We start from the raw sequence: 15975 nt of genomic DNA on the forward strand, positions 1-15975 counted from the left end.
TCAGGCGGCCTTGCGCTGTTCAAGCATCAGGCGCACCGCCAGACCGCCCAGCACGAAGCCCATGAAGTAACGCTGCGCCGCGAGCCAGGTCGGGTTGTTGACGAACCATGAAGCGATGCCCGCTGCGAACAGCGCGATCAACAGGTTGACGCTGAAACTGACGCTGATCTGGGTCAGGCCGAGGATGATGCTATGGGTGAACACCGAGCCGTGTTCCGGGGTGATGAACTGTGGAAACACCGAGAGGTAGAACACCGCGATTTTCGGGTTCAACGCACTGGTGAGGAACCCCATGGTGACCAGTTTGCGCGAGGAATCCGCCGGCAATTGCTGCGCCTCGAACGGCGAGCGGGCGCCGGGTTTCACCGCCTGCCAGGCCAGCCACAGCAGGTACAGCGCACCGGCCCATTTCAACACTTCATAGGCCATCGGCACCGCGAGAAACACGGCGGTCAGACCGGCGGCCGCCGCGAACAGATGCACGAAGAACCCCGCCACCACGCCGAGCAGCGAGGTCACCCCGGCGCGCCGTCCCTGGCAGATCGAACGGGAGATCAGGTAGATCATGTTCGGTCCCGGCGTCAGTACCATCAGCAGGGCGGCGGCGGCAAAAATCAGCAGGTCTTGCAGCGGGATCATGACGAAGTCCTTTGCACGAATGATCAGGCGATCGCGGTCAGCGAGGCTCGATAAAACGGCAGGATCAGGTCGCGTGTCAATGGGGCGAGAATCACTTCGCCGTCGGTGGCCGGGTCGATCCAGATCACCTCTTCGATCTCGGCGGCCGGAGACACCTTGGCGTCGATGGTCAGCTGAAAGATCTCGGCCTGCACGACGAATCCCGGCTCGTTGGCCGCCGGTGCCGAGAACTGGCCGAGAAAGCTCGCCTGCGCCGGATCGATCACCAGCCCCAGTTCTTCTTCCAGCTCACGGGCCAGCGCATGCACCGGCCGTTCGTGGGCTTCGATCTTGCCGCCTGGTTGCATGAACGCCGCAGTGCCGCGCTTGCGCACCAGCAGGGTCTGGCCGTCGGGGTTGAGCAGCAGCGCGGCGGCGATACGAATGAGGCGGGGGGGAACTGCGAAATCAGAGGTCATGGGTCAGCCATCGGCCTTGGGAAAAACCGCAAGGATCCCATGCCGGCCGCGCCAGCGTCATCAACTCTGGGCCAGAAGCACACTCTCCCCCTCCTCCGGCACTTTCACGAACACCTTGTACTTAGCGCCCTCCATGGCTTCGAAACTGATCAATTTGTCCACCAGCAAAGCGCTCAGCACCTTGCCGGCATTGAGCAGCAACATACCGTTGTCGGCGTTGAGATTGCGCGCCAGGATCATCCCCGCCGCCAGCTCCCGGGTGCCCATCACCTTGACGTCCGGATCGGTCAGGGTGACGTCGCTGACCATTGCGCAGACCTTGATGAAATCCTCGATCAGCTCGGGATCGTAGAGTTTGCCGGCGTACTGGCGCAGGTACAGCAACGCTTCATCGCTGTTCATCTGTCGCTCGAGAATCAGCCCGCGCTGCAACTCGACAAAATCCACTGCCAGTTTCAACAGCCGCGAGCCCAAGGGAATGGCCTCGCCCTTGAGCCGGTCCGGAAACCCGCTGCCGTCCCAGTGCTCCTGATGATGCAGGATGAGCCGTGCGGCATCCTTCATCGGGTCCAGGGTCATCAACAGCGATTCGCTCTGTTTCGGATAAGCCCGATAGCGATCGCGCTCGGTGCTGTGCAGCAGGTCCGAAGGCGTGGTCATCATGCTGTCGGTCCAGCTCAGCTTGCCGATGTTGTAGAGCGCGGCGGCCATGGTCAGGTCGCGGCTGGCGGCTTCGTCCAGACGGTGCATCTTGCAGTAGCCGCGCACCAGTTCGATGATCTGCCGGTTGGTCTGCTTGGCCGGGGGCAGGCGCAGGTTGGCCAGCAACGAGAACATTTCGGTGCCCGTCAGGAAACTGCGCTTGAGCTCCTCATACGCCAGATCAAGCATGTCGGCGGTCTGCTGCAGTTCAGCGGTGCGGGCGCTGACATGTTTTTCCAGGGTGCTGTTGAGCAACTTCAATTGTTCGTTCTGCACCCGCGTCAGTTTCTCCAGACGCTCGCGCTCACGCGCCAGATGCTGATGCTCCAGGGCCTGGCGCAAGGTCAGGAGCATTTCTTCGTCGTTCCAGGGCTTGCTGATGTAGCGCTCGATCTGGCCCTCGTTGATCGCCTTGATGATCGCCGAAGGGTCGGCGTAGCCGGTAAGCATGATCCGCGTGGTCGCCGGATACAGCTCATGAACGCGAGCCAGCAGCGTGGCACCGTCCATGTTGGGCATGCGCGCATCGCTCATCACCAGATTCACCGATTGCTGTTCGAGCATTTCCAGGGCCTGGGCACCGCTGGTGGCCAGCAACACGTCATAAGGCTGACCGCGCAGCAGACGGCGCAGGCTGTTGAGGATCGGCTCTTCGTCATCGACCAGCAATACCTTGGGTCGCGACGCTGAATTCGGGGCGGTTGGCTCTTCCATGGCGATGCCTCACGGGAAACGGTAGACGTGGCTGACGCGCCGACAGACCTCCCCGCTTGTCCGCGCCTGTATCACAGGCTAGATGACTTTCGCAGCCCCCGTGTAAATCCTCTGTTACAGCGCAACAGGCGAAGTGGCGTCCGGGCAACTATGCTCAAGTCGCTGGACGACACCATCGGCCTGCGCGCAGGCATGTAACGAGGGGAAAGGGATGCTCCCGATGACGAACGTGCATGAATCTGCGGGTATTGCGTCATGAGTGCGCAACCCGGAACCATCAATCGCCGCGTACTGATCGTCGACGATACCGCGTCGATCCACGGCGATTTCGCGAAAATCCTCAAACCCGCCACGGTTGAAGACAAAGACCTGGACGAAACCGAAAACCTGCTGTTCGGCACCCCGTCCAGCGCACCGACGTCCTCAAAGGAACACTTCGAACTGGACTCGGCCTATCAGGGCCGCGAAGCCCTGGACAAGGTCGAAGCCGCTCTGGCCGCCGGGCGTCCCTACGCCATGGCCTTCATCGACATGCGCATGCCGCCGGGCTGGGATGGCCTTGAAACCATCGAACGCCTCTGGCAGGCCGATCCCAAACTGCAAGTGGCCCTGTGCACGGCCTACTCCGACTACTCCTGGGAAGAGATCGATCAGCGGCTGCCCCAGAACGATCGCCTGCTGATCCTGAAAAAACCGTTCGATGCGATCGAAATCCGTCAGATGGCCAGTGCCCTGACGGTCAAGTGGCAGATGACCGAAGACGCCGAGCTGAAGATGAATCAGCTGGAACAGGCCGTCGAGGAGCGAACCCGCGAACTGTCCGACGCCAACATCATCGTGCAGAACAGTCCGACCATCCTCTACCGGTTGCGCGGTGAGCCGTCGTTTCCGCTGATGTACATCTCCCACAACATCACCCGTTACGGACATGTCGCGGCCGATCTGGTGGGCTCGGACACCTGGGGCCAGACACTGATCCATCCCGACGACCAGGCCAGTGTCGATACCGCCATGGGCCGGGTACTCGATCGCCATGCAGAGGGCGCCTCCATCGAGTTTCGTCTGCGTACCGGCGAGGGTGGCTGGCGCTGGGTGGAAAACCGTTACATCCCGGTACGCGACCACGACGGCCGGCTGCTGGAAGTCGAGGGCATCATCCTCGATATCACCGAGCGCCGAATGGCCGAGGAGAAAATGGCCTTGCTGGCCCGCACCGACGGTCTCACCGGTCTGTCCAACCGCGCCACGCTGATCGAGCGTCTGCATCAGGCGTTCGCCGCCGCGCGTCGGGGAGCAGCACCTTTTGCCGTGTTTTACCTGGATCTGGACCACTTCAAGCGAATCAACGACACCCTGGGTCATCCGGTCGGCGATCTGCTGTTGCAGGCAGTGGCACACCGGATCAAATCCAGTGTGCGGGAGAACGACGTGGTCGCCCGTCTGGGCGGAGATGAATTCGCGCTCCTGCAACTGGACGTCAACGACCCGACCCAGTCTGCTGCCATCGCCGCCAAGATCCGCGATGCGCTGTTGGAGCCTTATCACCTGGCGGGCAATGCCGTGCACATCTCCGTCAGTATCGGCATCTGCATTTACCGGCCCACGAGTCTGGATGCAGACAATCTGCTGGCCGGCGCCGACATGGCGCTGTACCGCGCCAAGGAAACAGGGCGCAATCAGTACCAGTTCTACTCGGAGGAAATCACCCGGGAAGTCTGCGAGCGCATGACCCTTGCCGAAGAATTGACGACGGCCCTCACCCAGGGAGGACTGAAGCTCGATTACACGCCGGAAGCGGACATGCACAGCGGCAAGATTCTCGGCATGGCCGCGCAGGTCAGTTGGCAACATCCCAGGCTTGGCCTGCTGCCGGCATCGGCCTTCGTACCGGCGGCAGAAAAGACCGGCGCAATCATTGCGCTTGGCCGCTGGATACTGGATCACGCCTGCTGGCAGATGCGCCAGTGGCAAGACGATGGGGTGGCCCCCCCGGTGATGGCGATAAAGATTTCCCTGGCGCAGCTCAAAAGCGGCCCCGAACTCATTTACGACGTACTGCGAACAACAGCTCGCTGGCAACTTGCGCCGTGGGACCTGCGTTTCGATGTCACTGAAGCGACCCTGGCCCAGACCAAATGGACCCAAAATGATGTGCTGCCGCGCCTGCGCGAGCTGGGCGTAAAAATCGCCATCGATGATTTCGGCACCGAGTATTCATCGTTCGACTACCTGAAGACCTATCGGGTCAATCACCTCAAGCTGGCCCAGTCCCTGATCGACAACGCAGCTCAGGATGCAGGCGGCGCCAACACGCTGCGGGCAATCGTCAATTTCGCACGGGATCTGGCGATCGGCATCAGCGCCGAAGGCGTCCTGCTATCGGATCAGGGTAATGCTCCAGCCTCCCCCGCTCCGCTGAAGAACGTGCAAGGTCTTTACCTGAGCGAAGCGATCAGCCCCGAGCAAGCGGCCCGCCTGCTGAAAGACGCAAGTGTGACCACCCCGCTTCCCAGGGGGGATGAAGGATGAAAACGCTCTTTCCACAGACCAACCGGCGCATATTGATCGTCGACGACACCCCGGCGATCCATGATGATTTCCGCAAGATTCTCACTCCGGACATCGGCGGTGCAGCAGACCTCGACACGCTCGAACAGACACTGTTCGGTACCCGCCAGTCGACGCACCTGACGTTCCAGCTCGACTCCGCCTACCAGGGGCAGGAAGCGCTGAAACTGGTGCAACACGCGGTGGAAGAAGGCCGGCCTTATGCCCTCGCCTTCACCGACATGCGCATGCCACCGGGCTGGGACGGCCTGGAAACCATCGAAAAACTCTGGGAGGCCGACCCGAACCTGCAAATCGCCTTGTGCACCGCCTATTCCGACTACAGCTGGGAAGCCATGGCCGAACGCCTGGAGTTCGGCGATCAGTTGCTGATCCTGAAAAAACCGTTCGATACCCTGGAAATCCGCCAGATGGCCAACGCCCTGACCTGGAAATGGCAACTGGCTCAGGATGCGGCACTGAAGATGCTCAGCCTCGAGCAGACCGTCGAAGCCCGCGTGCATGAATTGCTCAAGGTCTCGCGCCTGTTGCAGTACGACAGCCTCACGGGCCTGCCCAACAGCACCTTGCTCGGTGACCGTTTGACTCAGTCGCTGGCCGCCTGCCGTCGCCACGACAAACAACTGGTGGTGATGTTTCTCGGGCTGGATCGCTTCAAGCGCATCAACAATGCCCTGGGCCATCCGGCGGGCGACGAGATGCTCAAACGGGTCGGCCAGCAATTGCTCGCCTGCGTGCGCGAATCGGACTCGGTCTTTCGTTATGGCTCCGACGAATTCGTGGTGATGCTCAGCGACATCAACCACCCGCAGCAGACCCGCAGCATCGCCGAAAAGCTGTTGCTGGCCGTTCGTACTCCGCAGACGATTGTCGGGCATGACGTCAGTGTCACCGCCGGCCTGGGCATCAGTATCTACCCCGACGATGGAACGGAGGCCATCGACCTGATCAAAAAAGCAGAAACGGCCATGCGCAATGCCAAGGAAAGCGGGCCGAACGAGATCGGGTTCTTCATCGAAGCCATGAACCAGCGCGCCCGGGAGCAGCAAGGCATCGAATCGGGCATTCGCCAGGCCCTTCAACGCCACGAATTCGTCCTGCACTACCAACCGAAAATCGAGCTGGCCAGCGGCCGGGTGGTCGGCGCCGAGGCGCTGGTGCGCTGGCAGAAACCGGGGCATGGCTGGGTGTATCCATCGGAGTTCATTCCGGTGGCCGAAGACAGCGGCCTGATCGTGCCGCTGAGCAAATGGGTGCTGGCCGAAGCCTGTCGGCAGACCCGGGACTGGCAGCAGGCGGGGTTGCCGCCGATCCGCATGTCGGTCAACACCTCGGCCATCGACTTTCGCCAGCGGAACTTCGTCGAGGGCATCGAACAGGTGCTGGCACAGACCGGGCTGGATCCCCGTCTGCTGGAACTGGAGATCACCGAAGGTGTGCTGATGCAGAACGTCGACGCGACGATAAGCGCGCTGAACCGGCTGAAGGCGCTGGGCGTCCGGCTGGCCATCGATGACTTCGGCACCGGCTATTCCAGCCTGAGCTATCTGCGGCGGTTTCCCATCGATGTGCTGAAGATCGATCAGTCGTTCATTCGCGGACTTAGCCATGACAGCAGCGATGCGGCGCTGGTCGGCGCGATCATCAGCCTGGGCAAGAGCCTGAATCTGAACGTCATCGCCGAAGGGGTGGAGACCGCGCAACAGCTAGCGTTTCTCAAGGACCACCATTGCGAGGAAGGCCAGGGCTACTACTTCAGCAAGGCCTTGCCGGCGGACAGGTTTGCCCAACTGCTGGGCGAAGTTCGCCCCGGTCCCTGGGGGCTGGCATGAGCCATCCGGTGCGGTTGTTTCTGCTGTTGGCTCTCTGCGCGAACGCCACGGCCGCGCCGCTGGACGAGCCGCTCAAACCCTTGCCGGCCGTCCCGCAACAGGATGCAAAAAAGGTCGAGCTGGGACGCCGGCTGTTCCATGACTCACGGCTGTCGATCAACAACACGCTGTCCTGCGCCAGTTGCCATCAACTGGATAAAAGCGGCGCCGACACCCGTGCACTGTCCAATGGTTTCGATGGACAACCGGTGGCCGTCAACACCCCGACCGTGTTCAACGCCAGTCTCAACTTCCGCCAGTTCTGGGACGGCCGCGTCGAAACCCTGGAAGAGCAGAGCAACGTCGTGATCACCAGCCCCCACGAAATGGGCAGCGACTGGAACACTGTCGTGCAGCGGATCGCCGACGACGCTGCCTATCGCCAGGGCTTCAGCGCCGCCTACCCCGACGCCGTGACCCGGGCCAATATCCAGAGCGCTCTGGCCGCCTTCGAGCGCACCCTGCTCACCCCCGGCTCCCGCTTCGACCAGTACCTGCTGGGCAACACCGACATCCTGACGCTCGAAGAAAAATACGGTTACCAGCGCTTCAAGGAATACGGCTGCATTGCCTGCCACCAGGGTGTGAACATCGGCGGCAACATGTTCCAGAAGTTCGGCGTGTTCGGCGATTACATCGCCGATCGCGGCCACCCGACGGTGGCCGACCAGGGTCGCTTCAATGTGACCGGCGACGACGCCGATCGCGCCGTGTTCAAGGTACCGAGTCTGCGCAATGTCGCACTGACCGCACCGTACTTCCACGACGGCTCGGCGCCCACCCTCGAACGGGCCGTGGACGTCATGTTCCAGTACCAATTGGGGCGCATGCCCAGCGAAGAAGACAAAACGTTGATCATCCAGTTTCTCAAGACCCTGACCGGCCATTGGGAGGGCAAGCCATGATGAAAGTTTCGCGCCGGGCCAGCCTGCTGTTGCTCGGACTGGTCGCCGTGCTGCTGGCCTCGATCCTGGTGTTTCTGTACCTCAAGTCCGGTTCCGAGCAGACGACGGCCTATACCGAATCCCGGGATCTGATCCGCCAGATCAAGCAACAGAATTCTCTGTGGGAAAACGAAATCCTCAAGGCCCGGGTAGCGATTTCCCACAATTACGACCCGCTTGTCTCGCCGATGAACGAGATGAACCGTCTGTGGGAACGCTTCGACACCATGGAGTCCGGGCATGGACGCAACGACTCGACACAATGGGACGAAGCCCACGAAAGCTTCCTTGAGGCAATGCAGGAAAAGACCCGGCTGGTGGAACGGTTCAAGTCGCACAACGCCTTGCTGCGCAATTCCCTGGCTTTCCTGCCGACCGCCGAAGACGACATTCAGGCGCAACTGGCCGACCTGTCCGACCTCGACAAGGTTCAGGTGCAGAACATCGCCACCGATACCTATGACCTGCTGCTCAGCGCCCTGGAATTTTCCCAGGTCACCTCCGATGACAAGGCCGCCGACATCGTGCTGGGCTTGAATAAACTGGCGGTCAACGCACAACGCCTGCCCGAGGACTTTCAGGCCCCGATCAAGATCCTCAGCAATCACATCGCCTTGATCCTGCGCGAGCAGCCGATCGTCAACCGGCTGCTGGAGGAGATCGAAGCGATTCCCGTGGCCGAGCGCCTGGACAACATCACCACCATGCTCAACCAGGATCAGCAGCGGGTCGAAAAGATCGACAGGAAGTACCACTTCTATCTGCTGCTGTTTTCGGTGCTGCTGATGCTGTCGCTGCTGTGGCTGGCCATCCGCCTGATCCGCAGTTTCGCCGAGATCAACCGGGTCAACGCGGCCCTGCAGACCGCCAATGACGTGCTGGAGCAGCGGGTCGAGGAGCGTACCCGGGAACTGAAGAACGTGCAGAGCGAACTGCTCGACGCCGCGCGGCAGGCCGGCATGGCCGAAATCGCGACCAACGTGTTGCACAACGTTGGCAACGTGCTCAACAGCGTGAACATTTCCTCCGATCTGATCTCGCGAAAACTGCGCAGCAGCAAGGCTCTGGGGCTGGGCAAGGCCATGCAGCTGATCAACGACCACCCGGACGATCTCGGTCATTTCCTCAGCGAGGATGACAAGGGCAAGCTGCTGCCCGGCTATCTCAATCAACTGGTTGGCGCCATCGCTCAGGAACAGCAGGAGATGGTCGACGAGCTGAACCAGATGAACAAAAGCGTCGATCACATCAAGGACATCGTCGCCACCCAGCAATCCTATGCCGGGGCCAACAGCATGACCGAGCCGCTGTACATCGACGATCTGCTCGAAGACGCGCTGCGCATGAACGCCGGCGCCCTCACCCGGCACCATGTCACGGTGGTCAAGGAATACGCCGAAGTGCCCCAGGTAATGGGCGACAAACACCGCTTGCTGCTGATCCTGATCAACCTGATCAGCAACGCCAAGTATGCGATGTCCGACCTGAGCAACCGCCCGCGCACCATGACCCTTGGGGTAAAAATCGTCGATGACAACTTTCTGGAAATCAGCGTCAGGGACGACGGCGAAGGCATCGCCCCGGAAAACATGACGCGGATCTTTGCCCACGGTTTCACCACTCGCAAGGAAGGCCACGGCTTCGGCCTGCACAGCTGCGCGCTGGCAGCCATCGAGATGAACGGCCACCTCACCGCCCACAGCGACGGGCCGGGGCTAGGCGCCTTGTTCACCCTGCAGATTCCGCTGATCACCGTTACGGAGAACGCATGAGCGAGCTGTCGAACCGCCGCATTCTGTTGATCGATGACATGCCGTCGATCCACGAGGACTTTCGCAAGATTCTCGCTCCGGCCCCGGCGCACTCGGCGCAACTGGACGAGATGGAAGCCGCCCTGTTCGGCGTGCCCGCCAAACCCCGGCGAGCGCCTTTCGAGCTGGATTCGGCCTACGGTGGCGAGGAAGGCCTGGCCAAACTCAACCTGGCTCTGCAGGAGCAGTGCCCGTACGCCCTGGCCTTTGTCGACATGCGCATGCCGGACGGCTGGGACGGGGCGCGGACCATCGAAGAACTCTGGCTGCAGGATCCGCAGTTGCAGGTGGTGGTCTGCACCGCCTATTCCGACTATTCCTGGGACGAACTGCTGGATCGCCTGCACGCCCACGACCGGCTGCTGATCCTGAAAAAACCCTTCGACAACATCGAAGTCCAGCAGATGGCCAACACGCTGCTGACCAAATGGCAGATGACCGAACGCGCGTCGTTGCAAATGCATCATCTGGAACATCTGGTGGATCAACGAACCGCTCAGTTCCGGCAGGCCAGCGAAGCCTTGCAACGGGAAATCGACGAACGCAAGCAACTGGAAGGCCAACTGGTGCAATCGGAAAAACTCGCCTCGCTGGGTCAACTGGCCGCCGGCGTCGCCCATGAAATCAACAACCCGATCGGCTTCATTTCCTCCAACCTCGGCACGCTCGATGGCTACTTCCAGCAACTGCTGGCCATGCTCGGTGCCTATCACACCGCGGGGCAGAACTTGCCCGCCGAAGCCGCCGAGCAGTTGCGGCAATTGCGCGAGCACCTGGAGCTGGACTATCTGCTGGAAGACATCCCGACGCTGATCCGCGAGTCCAAGGAAGGCATCGGCCGGGTCGGGCAGATCGTCCGGGATCTCAAGGATTTCTCCCGGGTCGACAGCCATCAGCAATGGCAGCGGGCCAATCTGCAACAGGGCATCGAATCGACCCTGAACATCGTTGCCGGCGAGCTCAAATACAAGGCCGATGTGATCAAGGAATATCAGGATCTGCCGGACATCGAATGCCTGCCCTCGCAGATCAATCAGGTCATCATGAACCTGGTGGTCAACGCGGCGCAGGCCATGGGGCCGGAGCGCGGCACCATCACCCTGCGCACCGGCATGCAGGGCGAAACGGCGATCATCGAAGTGGCCGACACCGGTTCGGGCATCGCACCCGAGATCCTGCAGAAAATCTTCGACCCGTTCTTCACCACCAAACCGGTGGGCCAGGGGACAGGCCTGGGCCTGTCCCTCTCGTATGGCATCGTGAAAAAACACGGCGGCGAAATTTCCGTGCGCAGCTCGTTGGGCGCCGGCACGACATTCCGCGTGGAGTTGCCGTTGCGCCAGACCCGGCCGGCGGCCTGATGTCGTCAGGCGGCTTCCTGGAAATCCATCTCCGGCGGCTGGCGACGGAAACCACCCGTAAGCACCGCCAGGTACACCACGCCAATCGCCAGCCAGCTCAGGCCCAGATACACCGCCAGGTGATCGAGGCTGACCATCAGCCACAAGTCCGCCGCCAGGCCGATGAACGGGAAGATCAGGAACAGGACCAACTCGCGCAGGCCTTTTTTCTCGCCGCCGATCCAGTAGTGAAAAATCACCGACAGATTGACCAGGCTGAACGCCAGAAACGCGCCGAAGTTGATGAACGAGGTCGAGGTGGTCACGTCGAGCTTCAGCGCCAGCAAGGCCACCACGGCGCAGAGCAGGATGCTGTTGACCGGTGTGCCGAAGCGCTCGTGCAAGGTGCCGAAAAACGACTTGGGCAGCACACCGTCACGGCCCATCGCAAACAACAACCGCGAGCCGCTGGCCTGGGCGGAAAGGCCCGAGGCGAACTGGCCGACGATCAGGCCGATCAGGAAGATCGACACGAACAGATCGCCGCCGATGTTGCGTGCAATTTCGTAGGCCGCCGAGTCGACGCTGTCGAACTGGAACGATGGATGGGCGATCTGCACGAAGTACGACACGCCGACGAAAATCAACCCGCCGATCAAGGTGATCAACATGATCGCCCGAGGGATGGTGCGGCGCGGATCACGGGTTTCTTCGGTCAAGGTGCTGACCGCATCGAAGCCGAGGAACGAATAGCAGGCGATGGCGGCGCCGCTCATGATCAGCGGCATCTGCATGTCGCCGTTGAAGAACGGTTTGATCGACCACAACGGCGTGCTGGCATCGCCGCCAACGTAATGCACGCACAGCGCGACGAAGGCGATCAGCACCAGAAACTGCACCAGCATCAGCAAGGCGTTGATGCCGTTGGCCAGTTTCAGACCGATGATGTTGATCGCGCTGGTGATGCCGATGAACGCCAGTACCCAGATCCACTGCGGGATCGCCGGGAACGCCGAGGCCAGATACGCAGCGCCGATCAGCCAGATCGCCATCGGCAGAAACAGATAGTCGAGCAGCACCGCCCAACCGGCGATGAAGCCGAGCTTCGGGCTGATGGCCTTGCGCACGTAGCTGTAGGCCGAGCCGGCCACCGGGAATGCGGCGGCCATGCGCCCGTAACTCATGGCGGTGAAAAACATTGCCACCAGTGCCGCCAGATACGCGGCGGGCACCATGCCGGCGGTGGACTGAGCGAGGATGCCGAACGTGCCGAGGACAATGATCGGCGTCATGTAGGCGATGCCGAACAGCACCACCGACCCTAGCGAAAGGGTGCGTTGCAAACGAGCCATGGGCGACTTACTCCGGATTTTATTGGATTTATGGCAGAGGCCGAGTTCGGCGAATGTTTCGGGTGTTGCGTTGTTGTTTTTGGGTAAGGCTTAAAGGTGCGTGTGATCGTTCCCACGTCAAGGCGTCGAACCGTCCGCGTGGGAACGATCGGGTACAACGGGTCAAGGGATCAGCAGCTCACGTACTCCCGAGGCGTGTTCAACCACCTCCCCCGGCAACCTCAACCGCTGATCATCCAGATACCGATAATCCTTGCGCGCCAGTTCCAGCTGAGCGAAATCCAGCTCGACACTGAATCGCCCTTCCTCACGCCCGGCCTCGAACAGCACCGTGCCCAGCGGATCCACCAGCGCACTGCCGCCAGCAAACATCAACCCGTCATCCCCGGCTTCCACACGGTTGACCATCAGCGCAAACGCCTGGTTTTCCTGAGCCCGGGCCATGATCGCGGTGCGGTGGGTCGGGCCGTACGGGTCCATGTTGCCGTTGGTCACGATCAGCAACTCCGCCCCCAGTTGCGCCAGGGCCCGGGCCGATTCCGGGAATTCGATGTCGTAGCAGATCAGCAGGCCGACCCGCACGCCGTTCCACAGGTAAGTGGCATAACGGTCACCGGCCTCGAACACACCGCGATCCGAGGCCCAGAGGTGGGTCTTGCGGTATTTCAGAGCGATGCCTTCGGGGGTAATCAGCAGCGTGGTGTTGTAGAAGCGGCCGTTGTCGTTCTCGGCCATGCCGATCACTACGGCGAGGTTGCGTTCTCGCGCGGCAGCCTGCACGGCGCTGACGGTCGGGCCGTCTACCGGCTCGGCGATCTGCGCCACGGTGTCGGCGGTCGGGAAGCCCATCAGGTGGGTCTCGGGGAACACGATCAATTGCGTGTCGGCGGCGCAGGCCGCAATCGCCGCGAGGGCGCGTTCGAGGTTGTACGCCGTGTCTTTGTCACGGCCCGCCAGTTGGGCGAGTTCGACTTTCATGGGGAGTCCTTGTTATGAGCGCCGGGCGCCGAAAGATTGCCCGGCGGCTGTCTGTGGGCCAGTATGCTTCGCATTCGACCGGCCAGGGAATTACGCGGCCGGGGTAACCCGATAGGGGTAGAGGCATGACTCTTTCGTTTGACGACATCACCTGGCACCGCGCCGTCGGGCAGTTGATCGACGCCCTCGACAAGCCGAATTTCTGGGCGCAACTGGTGCGTCTGCTCGACCAGTACGTGCCGTTCGATAGCTGGGTGGCGCTGCTGTTCAGCGCCGACCGCCACCCGCAGGTGTTCGCCGAATGCCCCGGCGCGGACGGCAGTCCCGACCAGTTGTTTCAGGATTATCTGCGCGGTCTGTACCTGCTCGACCCGTTCTACATCGCCTGCCGCGAGCAGTCGCGCACCGGGTTGTATCGCCTGTCGGAGGTCGCGCCGGAGCACTTCGAACTGACCGAGTATTACCAGCGATACTTTCGTCTGAATGTGGTGGCCGACGAAATCCAGTTCAATTGCCAGCTCGAAGGCGACCGCACGTTGTGTCTGTCGCTGGGCAGCCAGCAGCGCTTTACCGGCGAGCAGATTGCCCTGCTGTCACTGATCCAGCCGTGGGTGCTCGGCCTGTTGCGCCAGCGCCTGCCCTATGAAATCAACGAAACCGTGGCCCTGGCCCCGGCGCCTGCGCAACCGGACTGGCGGGTGCAGCTCGAAGCGTCGGTGCAGCAGCTCAAGGGCGCGCAATTGACCGCCCGGGAACTGGACGTCGGGCGCCTGATGCTCAGCGGTTGCTCCAGTAAAGAAATCGCCCGTAAGCTGGAAATCTCTGTTGAAACCGTGAAAGTCCATAAGAAACACATGTACAGCAAGCTGGGGATCAAATCCCAGTCGGAGCTGTTTTCGATCTTTCTGCAGGCGCAGAACGCCTGACTGCCGCAAAAAAACCGTCCGAACCAAGGAAACCGTATGAGCCTGTCACTCCTGAGCCGCTACGCCTTCTTTGCCGTCTGCGTGATTTTCACCCTCGCCAGCCTGCCCTTTCTCGAACACGACTGGCTGTGGCCGATCACCGCCGTCACCGGCGTATTGAGCCTGATCGGTCTGTTCGACCTGATGCAGAGCCCGCACGCGGTGCGCCGCAACTATCCGATCCTCGGCAACATCCGCTATCTGGTCGAGGGTATTCGCCCGGAAATCCGCCAGTACCTGCTGGAGTCCGACAGCGATGCCCTGCCCTTCTCCCGCGCCCAGCGTTCGCTGGTGTACTCGCGGGCCAAGAACGAAACCGCCGACAAACCGTTCGGCACCCTGATCGACGTCTATCAATCCGGCTTCGAATTCATCGGCCACTCGATGCGCCCGGCGCCGTTGAGCGACCCGAGCAGTTTCCGCGTCACCGTCGGTGGCCCGCAGTGCACCCAGCCGTACTCGGCGTCGGTGTTCAACATCTCGGCCATGAGTTTTGGCTCCCTCAGCGCCAACGCGATCCGCGCGCTGAACCAGGGCGCCAAACTCGGCAACTTCGCCCACGACACCGGTGAAGGCAGCATCAGCCCCTATCACCGCGAACACGGCGGCGACCTGACCTGGGAACTGGGCAGCGGCTACTTCGGCTGCCGCACCAGCGACGGCCGCTTCGACCCGGAACGCTTCGCCGCCCAGGCACAAACGCCGCAAGTGCGAATGATTGAAATCAAGATGAGCCAGGGTGCCAAACCCGGCCACGGCGGGATTCTGCCCAAGCACAAGGTCACCCAGGAAATCGCCGACACCCGTGGCATCCTGATGGGCGAAGACTGCATCTCGCCGTCGCGACACAGCGCGTTCTCCACGCCGATCGAGATGATGCATTTCATCCAGCAACTGCGTGAACTGTCCGGCGGCAAACCGGTGGGCTTCAAGTTCTGCCTCGGCCATCCGTGGGAGTTCATGGGCATCGCCAAGGCCATGCTGGAAACCGGCATCCTGCCGGACTTCATCGTGGTCGACGGCAAGGAAGGCGGCACCGGCGCCGCACCGGTGGAGTTCACCGACCACATCGGCGTGCCGATGCGCGAAGGTCTGCTGTTCGTGCACAACACCCTGGTCGGCCTGAATCTGCGGGACAAGATCAAGCTCGGCGCCAGCGGCAAGATCGTCAGTGCCTTCGACATCGCCAGCGTGCTGGCCATCGGCGCCGACTGGGCCAACTCGGCGCGCGGTTTCATGTTCGCCATCGGCTGCATCCAGTCGCAAAGCTGCCACACCAACAAATGCCCGACCGGCGTCGCCACCCAGGACACCCTGCGCCAGCGCGCACTGGTGGTGCCGGACAAGGCCCAGCGGGTCTACAACTTCCACCGCAATACGCTCAAGGCCCTGGCGGAAATGCTCGCCGCCGCTGGCCTCGACCATCCGTCGCAACTGTCGGCCAAGCATTTGGTGCGGCGCATGTCGGCCACTGAAATCAAACTGTTCTCGCAGCTGCATGTGTTCCTGAAACCGGGGGAATTGCTCACCGGAGAGGTGAACGGCGAGTTCTATTCGCGGATGTGGCAGATGGCGCGGGCGGACAGTTTCGAGCCGCAGGAAATCGCGGCGGCCTAGGCATGACCAAGGCGCC

General features: G+C 61.7%; 12 protein-coding genes. 7 read left to right on the forward strand and 5 right to left on the reverse strand.

Annotated features, from left to right (window positions below; genetic code table 11):
* From KJY40_RS24400 to KJY40_RS24410, 3 genes are read right to left on the reverse strand one after another with little or no spacing between them, the layout of a single operon-like run.
* Positions 1–639 (reverse strand): LysE family translocator, encoded by a 639-nt coding sequence (locus KJY40_RS24400; protein ID WP_230733259.1) that lies wholly within the window; start codon positions 637–639, stop codon positions 1–3.
* Positions 640–662: 23 nt separating this feature from the next.
* A complete protein-coding gene (locus KJY40_RS24405) occupies positions 663–1097 on the reverse strand; it encodes an NUDIX hydrolase (protein ID WP_230733261.1) in 435 nt (144 codons plus the stop codon).
* A 60-nt stretch (positions 1098–1157) separates the two neighbouring features.
* Complete coding sequence (locus tag KJY40_RS24410; protein WP_230733263.1) at positions 1158–2513, reverse strand: HD domain-containing phosphohydrolase; 1356 nt, start codon at positions 2511–2513, stop codon at positions 1158–1160.
* Positions 2514–2768: 255 nt separating this feature from the next.
* On the opposite strand from KJY40_RS24410, the gene KJY40_RS24415 reads away from it, so the two are divergent.
* The 5 genes from KJY40_RS24415 to KJY40_RS24435 are packed head-to-tail and all read left to right on the forward strand — an operon-like array spanning position 2769 to position 11068.
* Entirely contained in the window at positions 2769–5042 is a 2274-nt protein-coding gene (locus KJY40_RS24415; RefSeq protein WP_230733265.1) for a GGDEF/EAL domain-containing response regulator, read from the forward strand.
* Complete coding sequence (locus tag KJY40_RS24420) at positions 5039–6913, forward strand: putative bifunctional diguanylate cyclase/phosphodiesterase (RefSeq protein ID WP_230733267.1); 1875 nt, start codon at positions 5039–5041, stop codon at positions 6911–6913. The genes KJY40_RS24415 and KJY40_RS24420 overlap by 4 nt, the downstream gene beginning before the upstream one ends.
* Positions 6910–7857 (forward strand): cytochrome-c peroxidase, encoded by a 948-nt coding sequence (locus tag KJY40_RS24425; RefSeq protein WP_230733269.1) that lies wholly within the window; start codon positions 6910–6912, stop codon positions 7855–7857. The genes KJY40_RS24420 and KJY40_RS24425 overlap by 4 nt, the downstream gene beginning before the upstream one ends.
* Positions 7854–9668, forward strand: coding sequence for a DAHL domain-containing protein (locus tag KJY40_RS24430; RefSeq protein ID WP_407681977.1), 1815 nt, complete (start codon positions 7854–7856; stop codon positions 9666–9668). Before KJY40_RS24425 ends, KJY40_RS24430 begins: the two co-directional genes overlap by 4 nt.
* On the forward strand, positions 9665–11068 hold the full coding sequence (locus KJY40_RS24435) for an ATP-binding protein (RefSeq protein WP_230733271.1): 1404 nt from the start codon (positions 9665–9667) through the stop codon (positions 11066–11068). The genes KJY40_RS24430 and KJY40_RS24435 overlap by 4 nt, the downstream gene beginning before the upstream one ends.
* Positions 11069–11073: 5 nt before the next feature.
* Here KJY40_RS24435 and KJY40_RS24440 read toward each other — a convergent pair whose 3' ends face one another.
* Both KJY40_RS24440 and KJY40_RS24445 read right to left on the reverse strand, forming a co-directional pair.
* Positions 11074–12399 carry an APC family permease gene (locus KJY40_RS24440; RefSeq protein ID WP_230733273.1) on the reverse strand — a complete coding sequence of 442 codons (1326 nt, stop codon included), beginning with the start codon at positions 12397–12399 and terminating at the stop codon, positions 11074–11076.
* Between the two features lie 162 nt (positions 12400–12561).
* Positions 12562–13377 (reverse strand): carbon-nitrogen hydrolase family protein, encoded by an 816-nt coding sequence (locus KJY40_RS24445; protein WP_230733275.1) that lies wholly within the window; start codon positions 13375–13377, stop codon positions 12562–12564.
* Between the two features lie 125 nt (positions 13378–13502).
* On the opposite strand from KJY40_RS24445, the gene KJY40_RS24450 reads away from it, so the two are divergent.
* Positions 13503–14303, forward strand: coding sequence for a helix-turn-helix transcriptional regulator (locus KJY40_RS24450; protein ID WP_011335770.1), 801 nt, complete (start codon positions 13503–13505; stop codon positions 14301–14303).
* A 36-nt stretch (positions 14304–14339) separates the two neighbouring features.
* Positions 14340–15959, forward strand: a complete 1620-nt coding sequence (locus KJY40_RS24455; protein WP_064383868.1) for an FMN-binding glutamate synthase family protein — start codon at positions 14340–14342, stop codon at positions 15957–15959.
* Positions 15960–15975 lie beyond the last annotated feature (16 nt).

The sequence above is a fragment of the Pseudomonas fitomaticsae genome, from assembly GCF_021018765.1.
GTDB lineage: Bacteria > Pseudomonadota > Gammaproteobacteria > Pseudomonadales > Pseudomonadaceae > Aquipseudomonas > Aquipseudomonas fitomaticsae.

Coding starts and splice junctions, on each gene's coding strand:
- KJY40_RS24445 (WP_230733275.1), bottom strand. CDS start 13,377: ATGAAAGTCGAACTCGCCCAACTGGCGGGCCGTGACAAAGACACGGCG.
- KJY40_RS24420 (WP_230733267.1), top strand. CDS start 5,039: ATGAAAACGCTCTTTCCACAGACCAACCGGCGCATATTGATCGTCGAC.
- KJY40_RS24405 (WP_230733261.1), bottom strand. CDS start 1,097: ATGACCTCTGATTTCGCAGTTCCCCCCCGCCTCATTCGTATCGCCGCC.
- KJY40_RS24415 (WP_230733265.1), top strand. CDS start 2,769: ATGAGTGCGCAACCCGGAACCATCAATCGCCGCGTACTGATCGTCGAC.
- KJY40_RS24450 (WP_011335770.1), top strand. CDS start 13,503: ATGACTCTTTCGTTTGACGACATCACCTGGCACCGCGCCGTCGGGCAG.
- KJY40_RS24435 (WP_230733271.1), top strand. CDS start 9,665: ATGAGCGAGCTGTCGAACCGCCGCATTCTGTTGATCGATGACATGCCG.
- KJY40_RS24455 (WP_064383868.1), top strand. CDS start 14,340: ATGAGCCTGTCACTCCTGAGCCGCTACGCCTTCTTTGCCGTCTGCGTG.
- KJY40_RS24410 (WP_230733263.1), bottom strand. CDS start 2,513: ATGGAAGAGCCAACCGCCCCGAATTCAGCGTCGCGACCCAAGGTATTG.
- KJY40_RS24430 (WP_407681977.1), top strand. CDS start 7,854: ATGATGAAAGTTTCGCGCCGGGCCAGCCTGCTGTTGCTCGGACTGGTC.
- KJY40_RS24440 (WP_230733273.1), bottom strand. CDS start 12,399: ATGGCTCGTTTGCAACGCACCCTTTCGCTAGGGTCGGTGGTGCTGTTC.
- KJY40_RS24400 (WP_230733259.1), bottom strand. CDS start 639: ATGATCCCGCTGCAAGACCTGCTGATTTTTGCCGCCGCCGCCCTGCTG.
- KJY40_RS24425 (WP_230733269.1), top strand. CDS start 6,910: ATGAGCCATCCGGTGCGGTTGTTTCTGCTGTTGGCTCTCTGCGCGAAC.